The organism is Amycolatopsis sp. FBCC-B4732 (assembly GCF_023008405.1).
GTDB classification, from domain to species: Bacteria; Actinomycetota; Actinomycetes; order Mycobacteriales; family Pseudonocardiaceae; genus Amycolatopsis; species Amycolatopsis pretoriensis_A.
Genome location: NZ_CP095376.1, coordinates 182714 through 201724, shown reverse-complemented (window position 1 = coordinate 201724; position 19011 = coordinate 182714). Strand labels below are relative to the sequence as shown.

At 74.4% G+C, this 19011-nt stretch carries 1 protein-coding gene and 1 pseudogene; both read right to left on the bottom strand.

What is annotated here, in order from left to right; translation table 11 throughout:
- Positions 1 to 5: 5 nt before the first annotated feature.
- Positions 6 to 10760 (bottom strand): annotated as a pseudogene (locus tag MUY14_RS00575) (SDR family NAD(P)-dependent oxidoreductase); the annotation flags it as partial.
- A gap of 67 nt (positions 10761 to 10827) precedes the next feature.
- Positions 10828 to 18984 carry an SDR family NAD(P)-dependent oxidoreductase gene (locus MUY14_RS00570; protein ID WP_396126889.1) on the bottom strand — a complete coding sequence of 2719 codons (8157 nt, stop codon included), beginning with the start codon at positions 18982 to 18984 and terminating at the stop codon, positions 10828 to 10830.
- Between the last annotated feature and the right edge of the window lie 27 nt (positions 18985 to 19011).

Sequence of the window (19011 nt, the reverse complement as noted above, 5' to 3'; positions counted from 1 at the left end):
GGGTTTCAGAGGTTCTCGAGCCAGGCGCGGACGGCGTCGGCGGTCGTCGTGGCGTGGTTTTCCATCATCGACCAGTGGTTGCCGGGCACGTCCACGCCGACGTGCGCGGGCGTCCAGGTCGGCCGCCAGGCGTCGCCTTCGGCCGCTTCCCCGCCGACCGACTGGAGGGATTCGGTGGCGCGCACGAACAACGTCGGCACGGCGGTCTCCGCCGGCGTCCAGTCGGCGAACACGCGGAAGTAGCAGCCCATGCCGGTCAGCTTGCGGTCGTCGATGCCGCCGGCTTCCTCTTCGCGGTCCTGCGCGCTGGTGACGAAGGTGCTCTTGAACCGGTCGATCTGCCCGCTCTGCGGCACGTAGGTGTCCATCAGCACGATGCCTTCGGGCGGCGAGCCGAGCTGTTCCAGGTGCGTGGCGACGGCGTGCGCCAGCCAGCCGCCGGAGGAGTGCCCGAGCAGCACGAACGGCGTGCCGCCCGCGGCGTTCCAGACCAGTTCGGCCTGCAGCTCGACGGTCGCTTCCACGGTGGCGGGCAGCAGTTCACCCGGCCGGAACCCGGGCGCGGGGATCATCGTCAGCTCGCGTTCCCCGCGGAACCCGGCGGCGAACCGCGCGTACTGCTGGGCCCCGGTGATGGCGACCGGCGCGGCGAAGCAGAGCAGCGCGGGGGTCGTGTCGCCGCGGGCGAGGCGGACCGGTTCCGGCAGCTGCTGCAGGTCGTCGAGGCGGTCGAACGCCGGGCGCAGGCGCGAGGCCGCCTTGATGAACTCGACGGCTTCGGCGATCTTCCCTTCGTCGCAGGCCTTCCGGTAGAGGAGCTGGATGCTGCCGGTCTCCTCCTCCGGCGCGGTGTCCGCTGTGGACGCTTCCGGTTCCGCCGGAACGAGCTCGCCGCCGAGGAACTCGACGAGCGCGTCCGGCGTCGGGTGGTCGAAGACGAGGGTGGCGGGCAGCCGGAGGCCGGTGAGCCCGATCAGCCGGTTGCGCAGCTCGACGGCGGTGAGCGAGTCGAAGCCCATCTCCGGGAAGCCGACCCCCGCCGGGATCGCTTCCGGCCCGGCGAACCCGAGCACGCCGGCCACCTGCGCCAGGACGACGTCCCGGAGCGCGTCCCCGGTGAGCCCGGTGAGCGGCACGGCGCCCGCGGCGGCGGCCTTGCGGATCGCCGGCCGGACGAGCCCCCGCAGCAGCGGCGGCACGCCCCCGGTCCCGAACTGCCGCCGGAGCGCGGCGACGTCGAGGTGCATCGGGACCAGCACGGCTTCCGCCGTCGCGCGGGCCGTGTCGAAGAGCCGCAGGCCCTCCTCGGTGGAGAGCGGCCGCAACCCGGCGCGGCTCACCTTTGCGCGTCCTTCGTCGCCGAGCTGACGGGTGAGGTCGCTGGCTTCGTCCCAGAGGCCCCAGGCCAGCGACGTCGCCGGGAGCCCGTTCGCGCGCCGGTGGGCGGCGAGGGCGTCCAGGTAGGCGTTGGCCGCGGCGTACCCGGCCTGCCCCGCGTTGCCGAGGAGGCCGGCGGCCGAGGAGAAGAGGAAGAAGCCGGTGAGGTCGCGGGTCAGCTCGTGGAGGTTCCGGGCCGCGTCGGCCTTGGGCTTGAGCACCGTGGCGAGGCGGTCCGGGGTGAGGCCGGCGAGCAGCCCGTCGTCGAGGACGCCGGCGGCGTGGATGACGGTGCGGAGGGGGAACTCCGCCGGGATGGCGGCCAGGACGCCGGCGAGGGCCGTGCGGTCGGCGGCGTCGCACTCGGCGACGGTGACCCGCGCACCGGCTGCGGTCAGGTCGGCGACCAGCTGTCCGGCCCGTTCGGCGGCCCGGCGGCTGGTCAGGACGATGTGCCCGGCACCGGCCGCGGCGACGTGCCGGGCGACGAGGCTGCCGAGCAGCCCGGTGCCGCCGGTGATGAGCACGGTCCCGGCCGGGTCGAAGCCGGCCGCTTCGGCGGCCTCGACCGGCAGGCGGGCCAGGCGCGGTGCGAGTACCTGCCCGTCCCGCACCGCGACCTGGGGTTCCTCGCCCGCCGCGAGCCGTTCCAGCAGCTCACGCGGGGTGCCGGCCTCGGCGTCGAGCAGCACGAACCGGCCCGGCTGTTCGGTCTGCGCGGAGCGCACCAGGCCCCACACGGCGGCCGCCGCCAGGTCGGGGACGTCCTCGCCCGGCCGGGCCGCCACCGCACCACGCGTCACGATCGCGAGCCGCGCCGGTTCCTGCTGGAGCTTGGCCAGCGTCGACGCCGTGACCTCGTGCACCGAGCCCGCCGGGACCTCGAACAGCTCCGCGGGGCCCGTCGCGACCGGCGAGCCGACCGGCGTCCACTGGACGTGGAACAGCGGGTCGCGGCCCGCGGTCACCGTCGAGACCGGGCGCGTCGCCAGCGAGCCGATGGTCGCCACCGGGGCGCCGGTCGGGTCGGCGACGTCGAGGTGCCCGTCCGGGGTCAGCCGGACGCGGATCGCCGACGCGCCGGTCGCGTGCAGGACGACGTCGGTCCACGCGAACGGCATCCGCGCGCCGCCGTCGCCGTCCCCCGCGACCATGCCCGCGTGCAGGGCCGCGTCGAGCAGCGCCGGGTGCAGGCCGAAGCGGTCGGCGTCGTCGATCGCGACCTCGGCGAAGACCTCCTCGTCCCGGCGCCAGACCGCGCGCAGTCCCTGGAACGCCGGGCCGTAGCCGAACCCGCGTTCGGCCAGTGCCGCGTACGCGCCCTCGAGCGGGACGGCGGTGGCTCCCGCCGGCGGCCACTCGGTCAGGGACAGCCCCGGGACCGAGCTCGTGCCGAGGACGCCGGAAGCGTTGCGCTGCCACGGGTCCTCGGAACCCGCCGGTCGCGAGTGGACGGTCATCTCGCCGGAAGCGCCGACCACCACCTGCACCTGGATCCCGCCCACCGGCGGCAGCACGATCGGTGCCTCCAGGGTCAGCTCCGCCAGTGCCGGGCGGCCCGCGTGCGCGCCCGCCTGCAGGGCCAGCTCGACCAGCGCCGTGCCGGGGACCAGGACCGTCCCGAGCAGGCTGTGGTCGGCCAGCCACGGGTGCGTGCGCAGCGACAGCGCGCCCGTGCACACCAGCCCGCCGGACTCCGGCAGCGGGACGACCGCGCCGAGCAGCGGGTGGTCCGCCGTCGCCAGGCCGGCCGAGCTGACGTCGCCGGCACCGGCCGGTGATTCGAGCCAGTAGCGGTCGCGCTGGAAGGCGTAGGTCGGCAGGTCGACGCGCCGGCCGCCGTCGAGCGCCGCGGTCCAGTCGACGCGCACGCCCCGGACCCACGCTTCGGCGAGCGACGTCAGCAGCCGGGCCGGACCGCCGTCCTCGCGTCGGAGGGTGCCGACGGCGACGACCGCCCGCTCCGCCGTCTCCTCGATCGCCATGGTGAGCACCGGGTGCGGGCTGCATTCGACGAAGACGCCGTAGCCGTCGGACAGGAGTTCTTTCGTGGCACCGGCGAAGTCGACGGTCTCACGCAGGTTGCGGGCCCAGTAGGCGGCGTCCAACCCGCTGGTGTCGAGGAAGCCGCCGGTGACGGTGGAGCAGAACGGGATGTCGGCGGTGCGCGGGGTGATCGGCGCCAGGACTTCCAGGAGCCGGTCGTGGATGCGGTCGACGTGCGCGGAGTGCGACGCGTAGTCGACCGGGATCAGCTTGGCGCGGACGTCGTCGGCCGCGCAGCCCGCGACGAACTCGGCGAGCAGACCGGCGTCACCGGACACGACCACCGAGGACGGGCCGTTGACCGCGGCGAGCGAGAGTTCGCCGCCCCAGTCGGTCAGCCGCTTGGCCGCCGCTTCGGCGGACAGCGCCACGGACGCCATCCCGCCGTCGCCGCCGAGCGCGAGAATTTCCCTGCTGCGCAGGGCGACCACGCGCGCACCGTCCTCGAGGGACAGCGCACCGGCGACGACCGCGGCGGCGATCTCGCCCTGCGAGTGCCCCACGACGGCGGCCGGCTCGACGCCGAGCGCCCGCCACACGGCGGCCAGCGAGACCAGCACGGCGAACAGCACCGGCTGGACGACGTCGACGCGGTCGAGGTCACGGTTCTCCCGCAGCACGTCGAGCACGGAGAAGTCCACAAAGGACGACAGCGCGGCCGCGCACTCCGCGAGTCGCTCGGCGAAGACCGGCGACGAGTCGAGCAGCTCGACCGCCATCCCGGCCCACTGCGAACCCTGCCCCGGGAAGACGAACACGACCTTGCCCGGCCGGCCCGCGATCCCGCTCACCACCCGGGCACCTCCGAGGCCGGTGGCGAAGTCCGCGAGGTCCCGCCCGAGCACGACGGCCCGGTGGTCGAAGGCGGCCCGCGTGGTGGCCAGCGACCACCCGACGTCCACCGGCTCCGCGGTCACGGCGGCGAGCGCCTCGGCCTGCCCCCGCAGCGCACCGGCACTCCGCCCGGACAACACCCACGGCACGACACCCACCGACCGGCTCTCGGCGGGAACGAACAGGTCAGGAGCCTGTTCGAGCACGACGTGGGCGTTGGTGCCGCTGACCCCGAACGACGAGACCGCCGCTCGGCGCGGACGGCCCGTCTCCGGCCACGGGCGGGCTTCGGTGAGCAGCGAGACCGCGCCCGCTTCCCAATCGACGTGCGGAGACGGCTCGTCTACGTGCAGCGTCGCCGGCAGCACGCCGTGCTTCATGGCCTGGACCATCTTGATCACGCCCGCGACCCCGGCCGCGGCTTGCGTGTGGCCGATGTTCGACTTGACGCTGCCCAGCCACAGCGGCTCCGAGCGCTCCTGCCCGTACGTGGCCAGCACTGCCTGCGCCTCGATCGGGTCGCCCAGCGAGGTCCCGGTGCCGTGCGCCTCGACGACGTCCACTTCGGACGGCCGAAGGCGGGCCCCGGCCAGCGCTTCCCGGATGACGCGCTGCTGCGCCGGGCCGTTGGGCGCGGTGAGGCCGTTGGACGCACCGTCCTGGTTGACCGCCGTCCCGCGGACCACGGCCAGGATCGGGTGCCCGAGCCGCCGTGCGTCGGAAAGCCGTTCCACCAGCAGCATTCCCGCGCCTTCGGCCCAGCCGGTACCGTCGGCGGACGCGGCGAAGGACTTGCAGCGCCCATTGCCCGACAGCCCGCCCTGGCGGCTGAACTCGAGGAAAGCGGTCGGCGTGAACATCACCGTCACGCCGCCGACGAGCGCCATCGTGCACTCGCCCGAACGCAGCGACTGCGCGGCCAGGTGCAGGGCCACCAGCGACGACGAGCACGCCGTGTCGATCGTGACCGCGGGCCCTTCCAGCCCGAACGTGTAGGCCACGCGCCCCGAGGCGACGCTGCCCGCGCTGCCGTTGCCGAGGTAGCCCGCCAGGTCGTCCGGCACGGCGGTGAGCCGCGAGACGTAGTCGTGGTACATCAGCCCGGCGAACACGCCGGTCCGGCTGCCCTTGACCGAGCCGGGGTCGATGCCCGCGCGCTCGAACGACTCCCACGCCGTCTCCAGCAGCAGCCGGTGCTGCGGGTCGATCGCCATCGCTTCGCGCGGCGAGATGCCGAAGAACTCCGGGTCGAAGCGGTCGGCGTCGTAGAGGAAACCGCCTTCGGGCACGAAGTCCGTCTCGGGCAGGTCCCAGCCGCGGTCGGTCGGGAAGCCCGAAATGCCGTCGCGGCCGGCCGCGATCAGCTCCCAGAACTCCTCCGGCGAGCCGACCCCGCCGGGGTAGCGGCAGCTCATCCCGATGATGGCCAGGGGTTCGTCGGCCGGGGCGGACGTCGTCACCGGGACCACCGGGGCGGCCGCGCCGCCCAGCTCGGTGACCAGGTGCTCGACCAGCGCGGCCGGGCTCGGGTAGTCGAAGATCAGCGTCGCGGGCAGCCGCAGGCCGGTCGCGCCGCCGAGGCGGTTGCGCAGCTCGACCGCGGTCAGCGAGTCGAACCCGAGGTCCTTGAACGCGCCGTCGAGGTCGACCGCGGCCGCCGAACCGTGCCCGAGCACGGCCGCGACGTGCGTGCTGACGACGTCGGAAAGCAGTTCCCGGCGCGCCGGCTCGGCCAGTCCGGCCAGCCGCTGGGCGAGCCCGGTGTCGACCGCCTCGCCCGCTCGCCGCATCGGCGTCCGGACGAGCCCGCGCAGCAGCCACGGCAGCATCCCGGACGCGGCCTGCTTGCCGAGCACGGCGAGGTCCAGCCGGCTCAGGAGCTGCACCGGTGACGGCGAAGCGAGCGCCGCGTCGAACAATGCGAGACCATCCACAGTGGACAGCGGGATCATGCCGCCGCGGCTCATCCGGCGCAGGTCGGCGTCGGCGAGGTCGGCGGCCATGCCCTGGGCCCAGGCACCCCACGCCATCGCGGTGCCCGAAAGGCCGGCGGCCCGGCGCCGGGTCATCAGCGCGTCGAGGAACGCGTTGGCCGCGGCGTAGTTGCCCTGCCCCGCGCCGCCCATGACACCGGCAGCCGACGAGAACACGACGAACGCGGCGAGCGGCCGGTCCACGGTCAGCTCGTGCAACGCCCAGGCGGCGTCGACCTTGGGCCGGAACACGGCCTCGAACCGTTCGGGCGTCAGGGATTCCACGACGCCGTCGTCGAGCACGCCCGCCGCGTGCACGACCGCGGTCAGGTCGGGGATGTCCGCCAGCACCTTCGCAAGCGCCTCACGATCGGCGACGTCACACGCCACCACGACGGCCTCGGCGCCCAGCGAAGTGAGTTCTGCGACCAGTTCGGCGGCACCAGGGGTGTCCGGTCCGCGACGCCCGGTCAGCACCAGCCGCCGCACCCCCTGCCCGGCCAGGTGCCGGGCGGTCAGCGCACCGATGCTACCGAGGCCACCGGTGATCAGCACCGTGCCGTCGAGCACGGGAGCGTCCACATCGGACTTCGGTGGGCGGACCAGGCGCAGCATCCGCAGTTCGCCGTCGCGGAGCGAGAGCTGGGGTTCCCCGGTGGCGGCGGCGGCCGCGAGGACATCCTCGGACAGCTCGTCGGTGTCGATGTCGAGCAGCACGAACCGGCCCGGGTTCTCCGACTGCGCGGCCCGCACGAGCCCCCACGCGGCGGCCGCGGCGAGGTCGGGTTCGTCGGCCACCGCACCCCGCGTCACCAGCACGAACCGGGCTTCGGACGAGCCCGCGAGCCAGTCCTGGAGCAGCTTCAACGTCGCGGCGGCCGCCGCCCGGACCCGGGAAGGCACCGAGCCCGTGGCGGCCGGAAGCTCGACGACCTCGACCGGCCCGGCGAAGTCCCCTTCCGGCACCGGCTGCCAGTCCACGGTGAACAGTGCGTCCCGCAAGCTGCGGGCGGCGTCCAGGCCGTCGGCCGACACCGGTCGTGAGACCAGCGAACCGATGGTGGCGACCGGCTTCCCGGCCGGGTCGGCCAGCGTCAGCGACACCGCATCGGTGCCCGCCGGGACCAGCCGGACCCGGACCTCGGAGGCGCCCGAGGCGAACAGCGAGACGTCGGTCCACGCGAAGGGGAGCCGCCCTTCCGGCGTCGCGTCCGGCGTGGCCAGGCCCGCCGCGTGCAGGGTCGCGTCCAGCAACGCCGGGTGGACGCCGAAGCGTCCGGCGTCGTACTCGGCGTCGAGCGCGACTTCGGCGAACACCTCGTCGCCCCGGCGCCAAGCCGCGCGCAGCCCGCGGAACGCCGGTCCATAGTGGAATCCGGCCGTCTCGACGGCGTCGTAGATCCCCTCCACCGAAACGGGTTCGGCACCCGGCGGTGGCCACTCGCTCAGGTCCGGTCCCGGAGAAGCCGTCCCCTGCGCCAGGAAGCCGGTGGCGTGCCGCACCCACGGCTCGTCGAAGGCGGCGCCGTCCGGGCGCGAGTGCAGGCCGACGCTCCGCCGCCCTTCGGCGTCCGGCGAGCCCACCGAAAGCTGGACCTGGACGCCGTCGTCGCCGAGGACGAGCGGGGCTTCCAGCGTCAGCTCCTCGACGCGTCCGCAGCCCGCCTGCTCCCCCGCCCGCAGCGCGAGTTCAAGCATCGCCGTGCCCGGCAGCAGCACCGTGCCCAGCACGGCGTGGTCGGCGAGCCACGGGTGCGCCCGCCGGGACAGCACGCCGGTGAAGAGGAACCCGTCGCCGCCGGCCAGCGACACCGCCGCGCCGAGCAGCGGGTGTTCGGTCTCCCCCAGGCCGACCGAAGCCGCGTCACCGGCGGTTTCCTTGGCTTCCAGCCAGTAGCGGTCGCGCTGGAAAGCGTACGTCGGCAGCGGGATCCGCCGCGCGCCGGTGCCCTCGAACAGCGCCGCCCAGTCCGGTTCGCGGCCGCGCGTGTGCAGCCGGGCGACCGCGGCCGCGAAGGTCAGCGGTTCCGGCCGCTCGGGCCGCAGCGTGGCGACGGCGACGGCGTCCTCGGGCACGAGCGCCGCCAGCCGGCCGCCCGGCCCGACCTCGACGTACGTCGTCACGCCCGCCTCGCGCAGGGTCGAAACGCCGTCGGCGAACCGGACCGTGGCCAGCACGTGCGTGACCCAGTAGCCGGGGTCGGCGAACTCGTCGGCGATCGGCTTCCCGGTCACGGTCGAGACGACCGGGATCGACGGCGTCCCGAACGCGAGCCCGGCGAGCGCGGCGCGGAAGTCCGCGGTCATCGGCGCCATCAGCGGCGAGTGGAACGCGTGGCTGGTCACGAGTTCCCGGGTCTTGCGGCCCTTGTCCGCCCAGGCCGCGGCGACCGCCGTAACCGGTTCGGCCGGGCCGGAGAGCACCACCGCGCCAGGCCCGTTGACGGCGCCGATCGCGACGTCGTCGGGCAGCGTCGGGGCGATTTCGCCCTCGCCGGCCTCGACCGCGACCATCACGCCACCCGCGGGCAGGGCCTGCATCAGCCGGCCGCGGGCGGTGACCAGCGTGGCCGCGTCGGCCAGCGAGAGGACGCCGGACACGTGCGCGGCCGCGATCTCGCCGATCGAGTGCCCGAGCAGGAAGTCCGGCCGCACGCCCCAGGCTTCGAGGAGCCGGAACAGCGCGACCTCGACGGCGAACAGCGCGGGCTGGGTGAATTCGGTGTCGTCCAGGCGGTCGCCGTCGAACACCGCCCCGCGCACCGCGGGGTCCAGCTCGGCCAAAGCCGCGTCGAGGGCGGCCGTGAACACCGGGTACGCCTCATACAGTTCCGTCGCCATGCCCGCGTACTGGGCGCCCTGCCCGGAGAAGAGGAACGCGGTCTTGCCCGGTGCCGCGGTGTCCGTGACGGCGGTGGGCTTCCCGGCCGCGAGATCCGCCAGCCCGGCAAGGAGTTCCTCGCGGTCGCGGCCGAGCACGACGGCCCGGTGCGGATGCCGCGCCCGGGTTGTCGTGGTGAACGCGGTGTCCACAAGGGACTCCCCGTCAAGGCGGTCCACAAGAGACCGCGCTTGGGCGGCAAGTGCGTCCTGGCTGCGGGCGGAAACGAGCAACGGCAGCACCGGCGGCAGGGTCCGCTCGCCGGTGTCGGTCTCCTCGGGCAGTTCGAGCACCACGTGCGTGTTGGTGCCGCTGACCCCGAACGACGACACACCCGCGCGCCGCGGCCGCCCGGTTTCCGGCCACGGCCGGGCTTCGGTGAGCAGTTCGACGGCGCCCGCGGTCCAGTCGACGCGCGGGTTCGGCTCGTCGACGTGCAGCGTCTTCGGCAGCACGCCGTGGCGCATGGCCTGCACCATCTTGATCACGCCGCCGACGCCGGCCGCGGCCTGGCTGTGCCCGATGTTCGACTTCAGCGACCCCAGGTAGAGCGGCTCCGCGCGGTCCTGGCCGTAGGTGGCGAGCACCGCCTGGGCCTCGATCGGGTCGCCGAGCACCGTGCCGGTGCCGTGTGCCTCGACAGCGTCCACTTCGGACGGTGAGAGCCCGGCGGCGGCCAGCGCGTCGAGGATCACCCGCTGCTGGGCCGGGCCGTTCGGCGCGGTGAGGCCGTTGGACGCGCCGTCCTGGTTCACCGCGGTCCCGCGGACGACGGCCAGCACCGGGTGGCCGAGCCGCCGGGCGTCGGAAAGCCTTTCCACCAGCAGCATCCCGGCGCCCTCGCCCCAGCTGGTGCCGTCGGCGGAGGCGGCGAAGGACTTGCAGCGCCCGTCCGGGGCGAGCCCGCGGGCCCGGCTGAATTCGATGAACGCGGTCGGGGTGGACATCACGGTCACGCCGCCTGCCAGTGCCAGCGAGCACTCGCCGCGGCGCAGCGCGGTGGCGGCCAGGTGCAGCGCCACCAGCGACGACGAGCACGCCGTGTCGATGGTGAGCGCCGGGCCTTCCAGCCCGAAGGTGTAGGCGACGCGCCCGGACGCGATGCTGCCCGCACTGCCGTTGCCGATGAACCCTTCGAAGCCGTCGGGCACGGGCTGCAGCCGGGCGGCGTAGTCGTTGTACATCACGCCGGCGAACACGCTGGTCCTGCTGCCCCGCAGCGACGCCGGGGCCAGCCCGGCCGCCTCGACGGCCTCCCAGGACAGCTCCAGCAGCAGCCGCTGCTGCGGGTCCATGGCGAGGGCGTCCCGGGGCGAGATGCCGAAGAACGCCGGGTCGAAGTCCGCGGCCCCGCGCAGGAACCCGCTTTCGGTCACGTAGTACGTGCCGGGCTGGTCGGGGTCCGGGTCGTAGAGCTTGCCCAGGTCCCAGCCGCGGTCGTCGGGGAACGGCCCGATGCCCTCCCGGCCGGTGTCGACCAGGTCCCACAGCCCGTCGGGGTCGCCGACGCCACCGGGGTAGCGGCAGCTCATCCCGATGATGGCGATCGGTTCCCTGGCCTGCGCTTCGAGCTCGGCCAGCTGCGAGCGCGTCGCGCCGAGCCGCTGCCGGGCCTGCTGCAGGTCGGCCGTGGCCCGCTTCAGGTAGTCGCGGAGGGTGTCTTCGTTCGCCATTCCGGGCGTCTCCTCGGTGGATCGGTGGGTCGGCGGGCGGCCGCTAGTGGACCTCGGAGTCCTGGTCGATCAGGGCGAACAGCTCTTCGTCCGTCGCGGTGTCCAGGCCCGCACCGGTGCCGCCCTCGTCACCGGTCCGCGGGTAGAGGGTGGCAAGCAGCACTTCCAAACGGGTTCTAAGCGCCATCCGCGTCGCTTCCGCCGGTTCCCCGGCGGCCAGACCGGCCTCGAGCTGGGCCAACGCCGTGAGCGCCGGATCGGCCACGTCGGTCTCGCCCCGGCCCAGTTCCGCGAGGAGGAAGCCGGTGAGAACCCGCGGGTCCGGGTAGTCGAAGATCAGCGTCGCGGGCAGCCGGAGACCGGTCGCGGCGGCCAGGTTGTTGCGCAGCTCGACGGCGCTGAGCGAGTCGAACCCGAAGTCGCCGAACCCGCGTTCCGGGTCGACGGCGTCGGCGGACTTGTGCCCGAGCACGGCCGCGACCTGCGTCCGCACCAGGTCGAGCAGGACGGCTTCCTGCTCTTCGGCGGGCACCGCGGCCAGCCGGGCGGCCAGCGCACCTTCCTCCGGCGCGGCGGCCGGACGGCGGGCGCCGCGGATGAGCCCGCGGAACAGCGGCGGCACCGGGCCGCTCCCGATCCGCGTCCGCATCGCCGCGAGGTCCAGCTCCATCGGCAGCAGCACCGGTTCGGCCAGGCCGAGGGCGGTGTCGAACAGCGCGAGCGCGTCCGCCGTGGCCAGCGCGCCGAAGCCGCCGCGGTTCATCCGGCGCTTGTCGACGTCGGTGAGCTCGCCGAGCAGGCCGCTCGACTGCTCCCACAGACCCCAGGCCAGCGCCGTCGCGGGCAGGCCGCGGGCGTGCCGGTGGCGGGCCAGTGCGTCGAGGACGGCGTTGGCGGCGGCGTAGTTGGCCTGCCCGGCGTTGCCGAGCGTGCTCGCCGCGGAAGAGAACAGCACGAACGCGGCCAGGTCGAGGTGCTCGGTCAGCTCGTGCAGGTGCCACGCGGCGTCCGCCTTCGGCCGCAGCACGGTCGCGAACCGCTCCGGGGTCAGCGAGGCGACGACGCCGTCGTCGAGGACGCCGGCGGTGTGCACGACGGCGGTCAGCGGGTGCTCGGCGGGGATCCCGGCCAGGAGCGACGCCAAGGCGTCGCGGTCGGCGGCGTCGCACGCCACGACTTCCGCCCGCGCCCCCAGGCCGTCCAATGCGGACACGAGCTCGGCGACACCCGGCGTGTCCGGTCCGCGACGGCCCGCGAGCACGAGGTGCCGGACGCCCTTCGCCGCGAGGTGCCGGGCGAGCAGGCCGCCGAGGGTGCCGGTGCCGCCGGTGATGAGCACGGTGCCGTCCGGGTTCCACTCGCGTGCGGCCGCCTCCCCCGCCGGGACGCGAGCCAGGCGGGGCGCGAAAGTCTCGCCGCCGCGCAGCCGGACCTGGGGTTCGCCGCCGGTGAGGGCGGCGAGGACGGCGCGGCCGTCGAGGTCGCCGTCGAGGTCCAGGAGCGTGAAGCGGTCCGGGTTTTCGGCCTGGGCGGTGCGCACGAGACCCCGCGCGGCCGCGAGGGCGACGTCCTGGTCCGCACCCCTGGTCACGAACACCAGGCGGCCGGTCGACCAGTCCTGCACGGTCCGGAGCACTTCGGTGGTGACCTGGTGGACGTCGTCGCCGGTGATCGGCAGGAACGTGTAGTCCGCCGGTTCGCCGCCCGTCTTGACGACCGCTCCGGCACCGCGCAAAGCGGCCGCCAGTGCGGGGTCGCCGAGAACCGCGCAGGTGGCCGCCGGTACCGCGCCGGTGGCGGCGGGCGCCCAGTCGAGGCGGAACAGCGACCGGTGGTACTCGGCCCGCGCTTCGATGCCGGCCGCCGAGATCGCGCGCAGCAGCAGGGATTCCACCGAGGCGACCGGCCGGCCGTGCGCGTCGGCGACGGTCAGGGTGATCGTGTCCGGCCCGGCCGGCGCCAGCCGCACCCGCAGGCTCGCCGCCCCGGACGTCCGCAGCGCGACGCCGTTCCACGAGAACGGCAGGTGCCCCTGTCCCTTGGCGGTGACGAAGTCGCCGAGCCCGACGGCGTGCAGAGCGGCGTCGAGCAACGCCGGGTGCAGCCCGAACCGGCCCGCGGCGTCCTTTTGCTCGTCGGGCAGGGTGACTTCGGCGTAGACGGCGCCGTCGAGCGACCAGGCCGCGCGCAGGCCCTGGAACGCGGGACCGTAGCCGAAGCCGTTGTCCTGCAAGCCGTCGTAGAGCCCGGTGACGTCGATTTCCGCGGCGCCCTCGGGCGGCCAAGTGCTCAGGCTGCCCGGTGCCGGTGCCTCGAGGGCGAGGGTGCCGGTGGCGTGCAGTTGCCACGCCTGGTCGTCGTCGCCGGTGGCCGAGTGCACGGTGATCGGCCGCTTGCCGTCGTCGTCGGCCGCCCCGACGGCGACCTGGACCCGGACCGCGCCCTTCGGCGGCAGGATCAGCGGCGCGGCGAGGGTGAGCTCCTCGATCGCCGCGCAGCCCACCTCGTCGGCGGCGCGCAGCGCGAGTTCGACGAACGCGGTGCCGGGCAGCAGCACGGTGCCCTGCACGGCGTGGTCGGCCAGCCACGGGTGTGTCCTGGCCGACAGCGAGCCGGTGAGCAGCCACCCGCCGGTACCGGGCAGCTCGACGGCCGCACCGAGCAGCGGGTGGTCCGCGGCGGCCAGCCCGGCGGCGGTGACGTCCCCCGCGTTCCAGGACGTCTCCACCCAGAACCGCTCGCGCCGGAACGCCTGCGTCGGCAGGTCGGTCTTCCGCCCGCCGGGCAGCACGCGCGTCCAGTCCGGCGTCACCCCGCGGACGTGCAGCCGCGCCAAGGCGGCCATCGCGGTCCGCACTTCGCCGTGGTCCTTGCGCAGCACCGGGATGGCACCGTCGACCATGGCGCTCAGGACGGCGTCCGGTCCGATCTCGACGAACGTGCTCGCGTTCGTGGCCTTGACCGCGTCCGCGAACCGGACACACTCACGGACCTGACGCACCCAGTAGCCCGAGCCGTCACCTTCCACAGTGGACACCCACGGGACAACCGGCTCGGCAACGGTGAGCCCGTCGATCGCCGCGGCGAACTCCGCCAGCATCGGCTCCATCAACGCCGAATGGAACGCGTGACTCGTGTTGAGCCGCTTGGTCTTCGCGAACGTCGCCGCGTACTCGGTCACGGCAGCCTCCTCGCCGGAGAGCACCACGGCGCCCGGCCCGTTCACCGCGGCGAGGGATACGCCGTCCGGGAGCTGAATGTCCTCTTCGGACGCTTGGACCGCGATCATCGCGCCGCCTTCGGGCAGCGCCTGCATCAACCGCCCCCGGGCGGCGACCAGCGTGGCCGCGTCTTCAAGGCTCAGCACTCCGGCAACGTGTGCCGCCGCGATCTCCCCCACCGAATGCCCCACGACCACGTCCGGCCGCACACCCCACGACTCCAGCAGCCGGAACAACGCCACTTCCACCGCGAAAATCCCCTGCTGCGCAAGATCGGTGTCCGGCGCACCCGACAGCTCCCCGACCCGCGGGTCGAGGAACGCACAAGCCGCGTCGAACGCCGCCGCGTACACCGGGAACGTCTCGTACAGCTCCCGGCCCATCCCCGCCCGCTGCGAACCCTGACCGGTGAACAGGAACGCCACGCCGCCGCTCACCGGCGTGCCCTGCACGACAGACCGGTGCGCCCGCCCTTCCGCAAGCGCCCCCAACCCCTCGATCAGCTCGTCCCGATCCGCGGCCACCACGGCGGCCCGGTGCTCCAGCGCCGCCCGCCCGGTGGCCAGAGTCCAAGCGGCATCGGCGAACGGGAGGTCGGCAGCCCGCAGCTTCGCCGCCTGCGCCCGCAAGCCCTCGGCATCACGTCCGGAGACCACGAACGGCAGCACCGGCCGGGCTTCCCCTTCCCGCGGCTCGACGACCGGCGGTTCCTCCAGGATGACGTGCGCGTTGGTGCCGCTCACCCCGAACGACGACACCCCGGCCCGCCGGACCCGGTCGGAAGCGGGCCACGGCCGGGCCTCGGTGAGCAGCTCGACCGAGCCGGCCGTCCAGTCCACGTGCGGCGACGGCTCGTCGACGTGCAGCGTCGCCGGCAGCACGCCGTGGCGCATCGCCTGGACCACCTTGATCACGCCGGCGACGCCCGCCGCGGCTTGCGTGTGGCCGATGTTCGACTTGAGCGAGCCCAGCAGGAGCGGCTCCGGCCGGTCCTGGCCGTAGGTGGCCAGCACGGCCTGCGCCTCGATCGGGTCGCCGAGGACCGTGCCGGTGCCGTGCGCCTCGACGACGTCCACATCGGACGGTGCCAGCCGCGCGGAAGCCAGTGCGGCGCGGATGACCCGCTGCTGCGCGGGCCCGTTCGGGGCGGTGAGGCCGTTCGAAGCGCCGTCCTGGTTCACCGCGGAACCCTTGACCACGGCGAGAACTTCGTGCCCCTTGCGCAGCGCGTCCGAGAGCCGCTCGACCAGCAGCACGCCGGCGCCCTCCGACCAGCCGACACCGTCGGCCGCCGCGGCGAACGACTTGCAACGGCCGTCCGGGGCGAGGCCGCGCTGGCGGCTGAACTCGATGAACCCGGCCGGGGTGGACATCACGGTCACGCCGCCCGCCAGCGCCATCGAGCACTCGCCCGAACGCAGCGCCTGCGCGGCCAGGTGCAGCGCCACCAGCGACGACGAGCACGCCGTGTCCACCGTGAGCGCCGGCCCCTCGAAACCGAAGGTGTAGGCGATCCGGCCGGAGACGACGCTCGACGCGGTGCCGGTGCCGACGTACCCCTCGGCCTCGGCCGGGATCGTGGCGAGCAGCGAGCTGTAGTCCTGCGCCGAGGTGCCGGCGAAGACGCCGACCTTCGCGCCGCGCAACGCCGTCGGGTCGACGCCGGCGTGCTCGAACGCCTCCCAGGACGCCTCCAGCAGCAGCCGTTGCTGCGGGTCCATGGCCAGCGCTTCACGCGGGGAGATGCCGAAGAAGGCGGCGTCGAACTCGGCGGCGCCGTCGACGAACCCGCCCTCGATCGAGTACGTGGTGCCCGGCCGGGACAGGTCGGGGTCGAAGATCGCGTCGATGTCCCAGCCGCGGTCGGCGGGGAACGGCGAGATGGCGTCGGTGCCGTCGGCGACCAGCCGCCACAGGTCGTCGGGCGAACCGACTCCGCCCGGGTAGCGGCAGCTCATCCCGATGATGGCGATCGGTTCGTCGTGCGCCACCACGGTTTCCGGCGCCGCGATCTCCTCGCCGTCGAGGAACGCGGCCAGCGCCGACGGCGTCGGGTGGTCGAAGACGAGCGTGGCGGGCAGCTCGCGCCCGAGCGCGGTGGCCAGCAGCGTCCGCAGCTCGACGGCGGTGAGCGAGTCGAAACCCAGCTCCTTGAACGGCCGGTCCGCGCGGATTCCGTCGGCGGACCCGTGGCCGAGCACGACCGCGGCTTGCCCGCGGACCAGGTCGGTCAGCACCCGGATCCGCTCGTGGGCCGGCGCGCCGGCCAGCCGGGCCGCCAGCGCTCCCGTGGGCGGTTCCGGCTTCGCGGCGGGCTCGATGAACCCGCCGGTCCCGGTGGCTTCCAGCCAGTAGCGCGTCCGCTGGAACGGGTAAGTCGGCAAGTCGACACGGCGGGCGCCGCTGCCCGCGAAGTAGGCGCTCCAGTCCGGGGTGACGCCCCGGGCGTGGAGCCGGGCGAGGGCGGCGACGGCCGAACGCGCTTCCGGCCGCCCGGCGCGCAGGACGGCGACGGCCGCCGAGTCGCCGGGCAGGCAGTCCTGGGCCAGCGCGCTCAGCACGCCGTCGGGGCCGAGTTCGAGGAACGTCCGGACGCCTTCGGTGTGCAGCGTCGTGACACCGTCGGCGAAGCGGACCGTCTCGCGCACGTGCCGCACCCAGTAGTCCGGGCTGGTGAGCAGACCCGGCGTGGCGAACGCGCCGGTCACGTCGGAGATCAGCGGGATCCGCGGTTCGTCGAACGCAATTCCGTCGATGGCCGCCCGGAACTCGCTCAGCATCGGGTCCATCAACGCGGAGTGGAACGCGTGGCTGGTGGTGAGGGCCTTGGCCTTCCCGAACCCGGCCGCGACCCCGGCGACGGCGCCGGCCTCGCCGGAGAGCACCACCGACCGCGGCCCGTTGACCGCGGCGATCGACACGCCGTCGCGCAGCGCCGCCCGGACGTCGTCCTCGCTCGCCCGGACGGCGACCATGACCCCGCCGTCCGGCAGCGCCTGCATCAGCCGGCCGCGGGCCGTGACGAGCGTCTGCGCGTCCGCCAGCGAGAACACCCCGGCGACGTGCGCGGCGGCGATCTCGCCGATCGAGTGCCCGAGCAGGGCGGCCGGGCGGACGCCCCACGACTCGGCGAGCCGGTACAGCGCCACCTCGACGGCGAACAGCGCGGCCTGGGCGTACTCGGTGCGGTCGAGGTCCGCGCCGCCGTCGAGGACCAGCTCACGCACGCGGGGGTCGAAACCCGCGCAGATCTCGTCGAACGCCGCCGCGTAGACCGGGTACGTCTCGGACAGCTCCCGGCCCATCCCGGCGCGCTGGGAACCCTGGCCGGAGAAGAGGAACGCGACTTCACCCGCGGTGACGGCGTCCCGGATCACCGACGGCGACGGTTCTCCGGCGACGAGCGCACGCAGCCCCGCGTCGAGGTCCCCGAGGACGACGGCCCGCTCGCCGAAGTGCGCCCGGTTCAGCGCCAGCGACGCCGCCAGGTCGACCGGATCGGCGTCGACGTCCAGCAGTCGCCCGGCTTGGGCGCGCAACGCGGCTTCGGTCCGTCCGGAAAGGACGAACGGCAGGATCGCGGGCGCCGCAGCGGATTCCGGCGCTTCCTTGTCCGGCGCTTCCTCCAGGATGACGTGCGTGTTGGTGCCGCTGACACCGAACGACGACACCCCGGCCCGGCGCGGACGGCCGGTCTCCGGCCACTCCCGGGCCTCGGTGAGCAGCTCGACCGCGCCCGCTTCCCAGTCGACGTGCGGGGTCGGCTCGTCGACGTGCAAGGTCTTCGGCAGCACGCCGTGGCGCATGGCCTCGACCATCTTGATCACGCCGCCGACGCCGGCCGCGGCCTGCGTGTGACCGACGTTCGACTTGAACGAGCCGAGCAGCAGCGGCCGGTCGGCCGGTCGCTCGGCGCCGTAGGTGGCCAGCACGGCCTGCGCCTCGATCGGGTCGCCGAGGACGGTGCCGGTGCCGTGCGCTTCCACGGCGTCGACGAGGTCGGACGTCAGCGCGGCGTCGGCGAGCGCGGCACGGATGACGCGCTGCTGCGCGGGCCCGTTGGGTGCGGACAGGCCGCTGCTGGCGCCGTCCTGGTTGACGGCGGTGCCGCGGACGACGGCGAGCACCGGGTGCCCGAGCCGCCGCGCGTCGGAAAGCCGTTCCACCAGCAGCATTCCGACGCCTTCGGCCCACGCGGTGCCGTCCGCCGCGCCGGCGAACGACTTGCAGCGGCCGTCCGGGGCGAGGCCGCGCTGGCGGCTGAACTCGATGAACCCGGCGGGTGTCACGATCATCGTCACGCCGCCGGCGAGGGCCATCGTCGTCTCGCCGCGGCGCAGCGACTGGACGGCGAGGTGCAGCGCGACCAGCGACGACGAACACGCGGTGTCGACGGTGATCGCCGGGCCCTCGAAGCCGAAGGTGTAGGCGACGCGCCCGGAGGCGACGCTGCCCGCGTTGCCGCTGCCGAGGTAGCCCTCGACGATCTCGGGCACGGACGTCAGGCGGGCGGCGTAGTCCTGGTACATCACGCCGGCGTAGACGCCGATCTTGTGGCCGCGCACGGAAGCCGGGTCGATGCCCGCGCGCTCGAAGGCCTCCCACGACGTCTCCAGCAGCAGCCGGTGCTGCGGGTCCATCGCGAGGGCCTCGCGCGGGCTGATGTCGAAGAAGCCGGGGTCGAAGTCGGCGGGGCGGGACATGAACCCGCCCTCGCGCACGTACGACTTGCCGGGCGTCTCGGGGTCGGGGTCGTAGACGTCGCCGGCGGTCCAGCCGCGGTCGTCCGGGAACGCCGAGATGGCGTCGGTGCCGTCGGCGACCAGCCGCCACAGCTCGTCGGGCGAGGTGACGCCGCCGGGGTACCGGCAGCTCATCCCGACGATCGCGATCGGCTCGCGGTCGCGCTCCTCGAGTTCGTGCACCCGGCCGCGGGCCTCGCGCAGGTCCTTGGCGGCCTGCTTGAGGTAGTCGCGCAGCTTCTGTTCGTTCGACATCCGATGGCT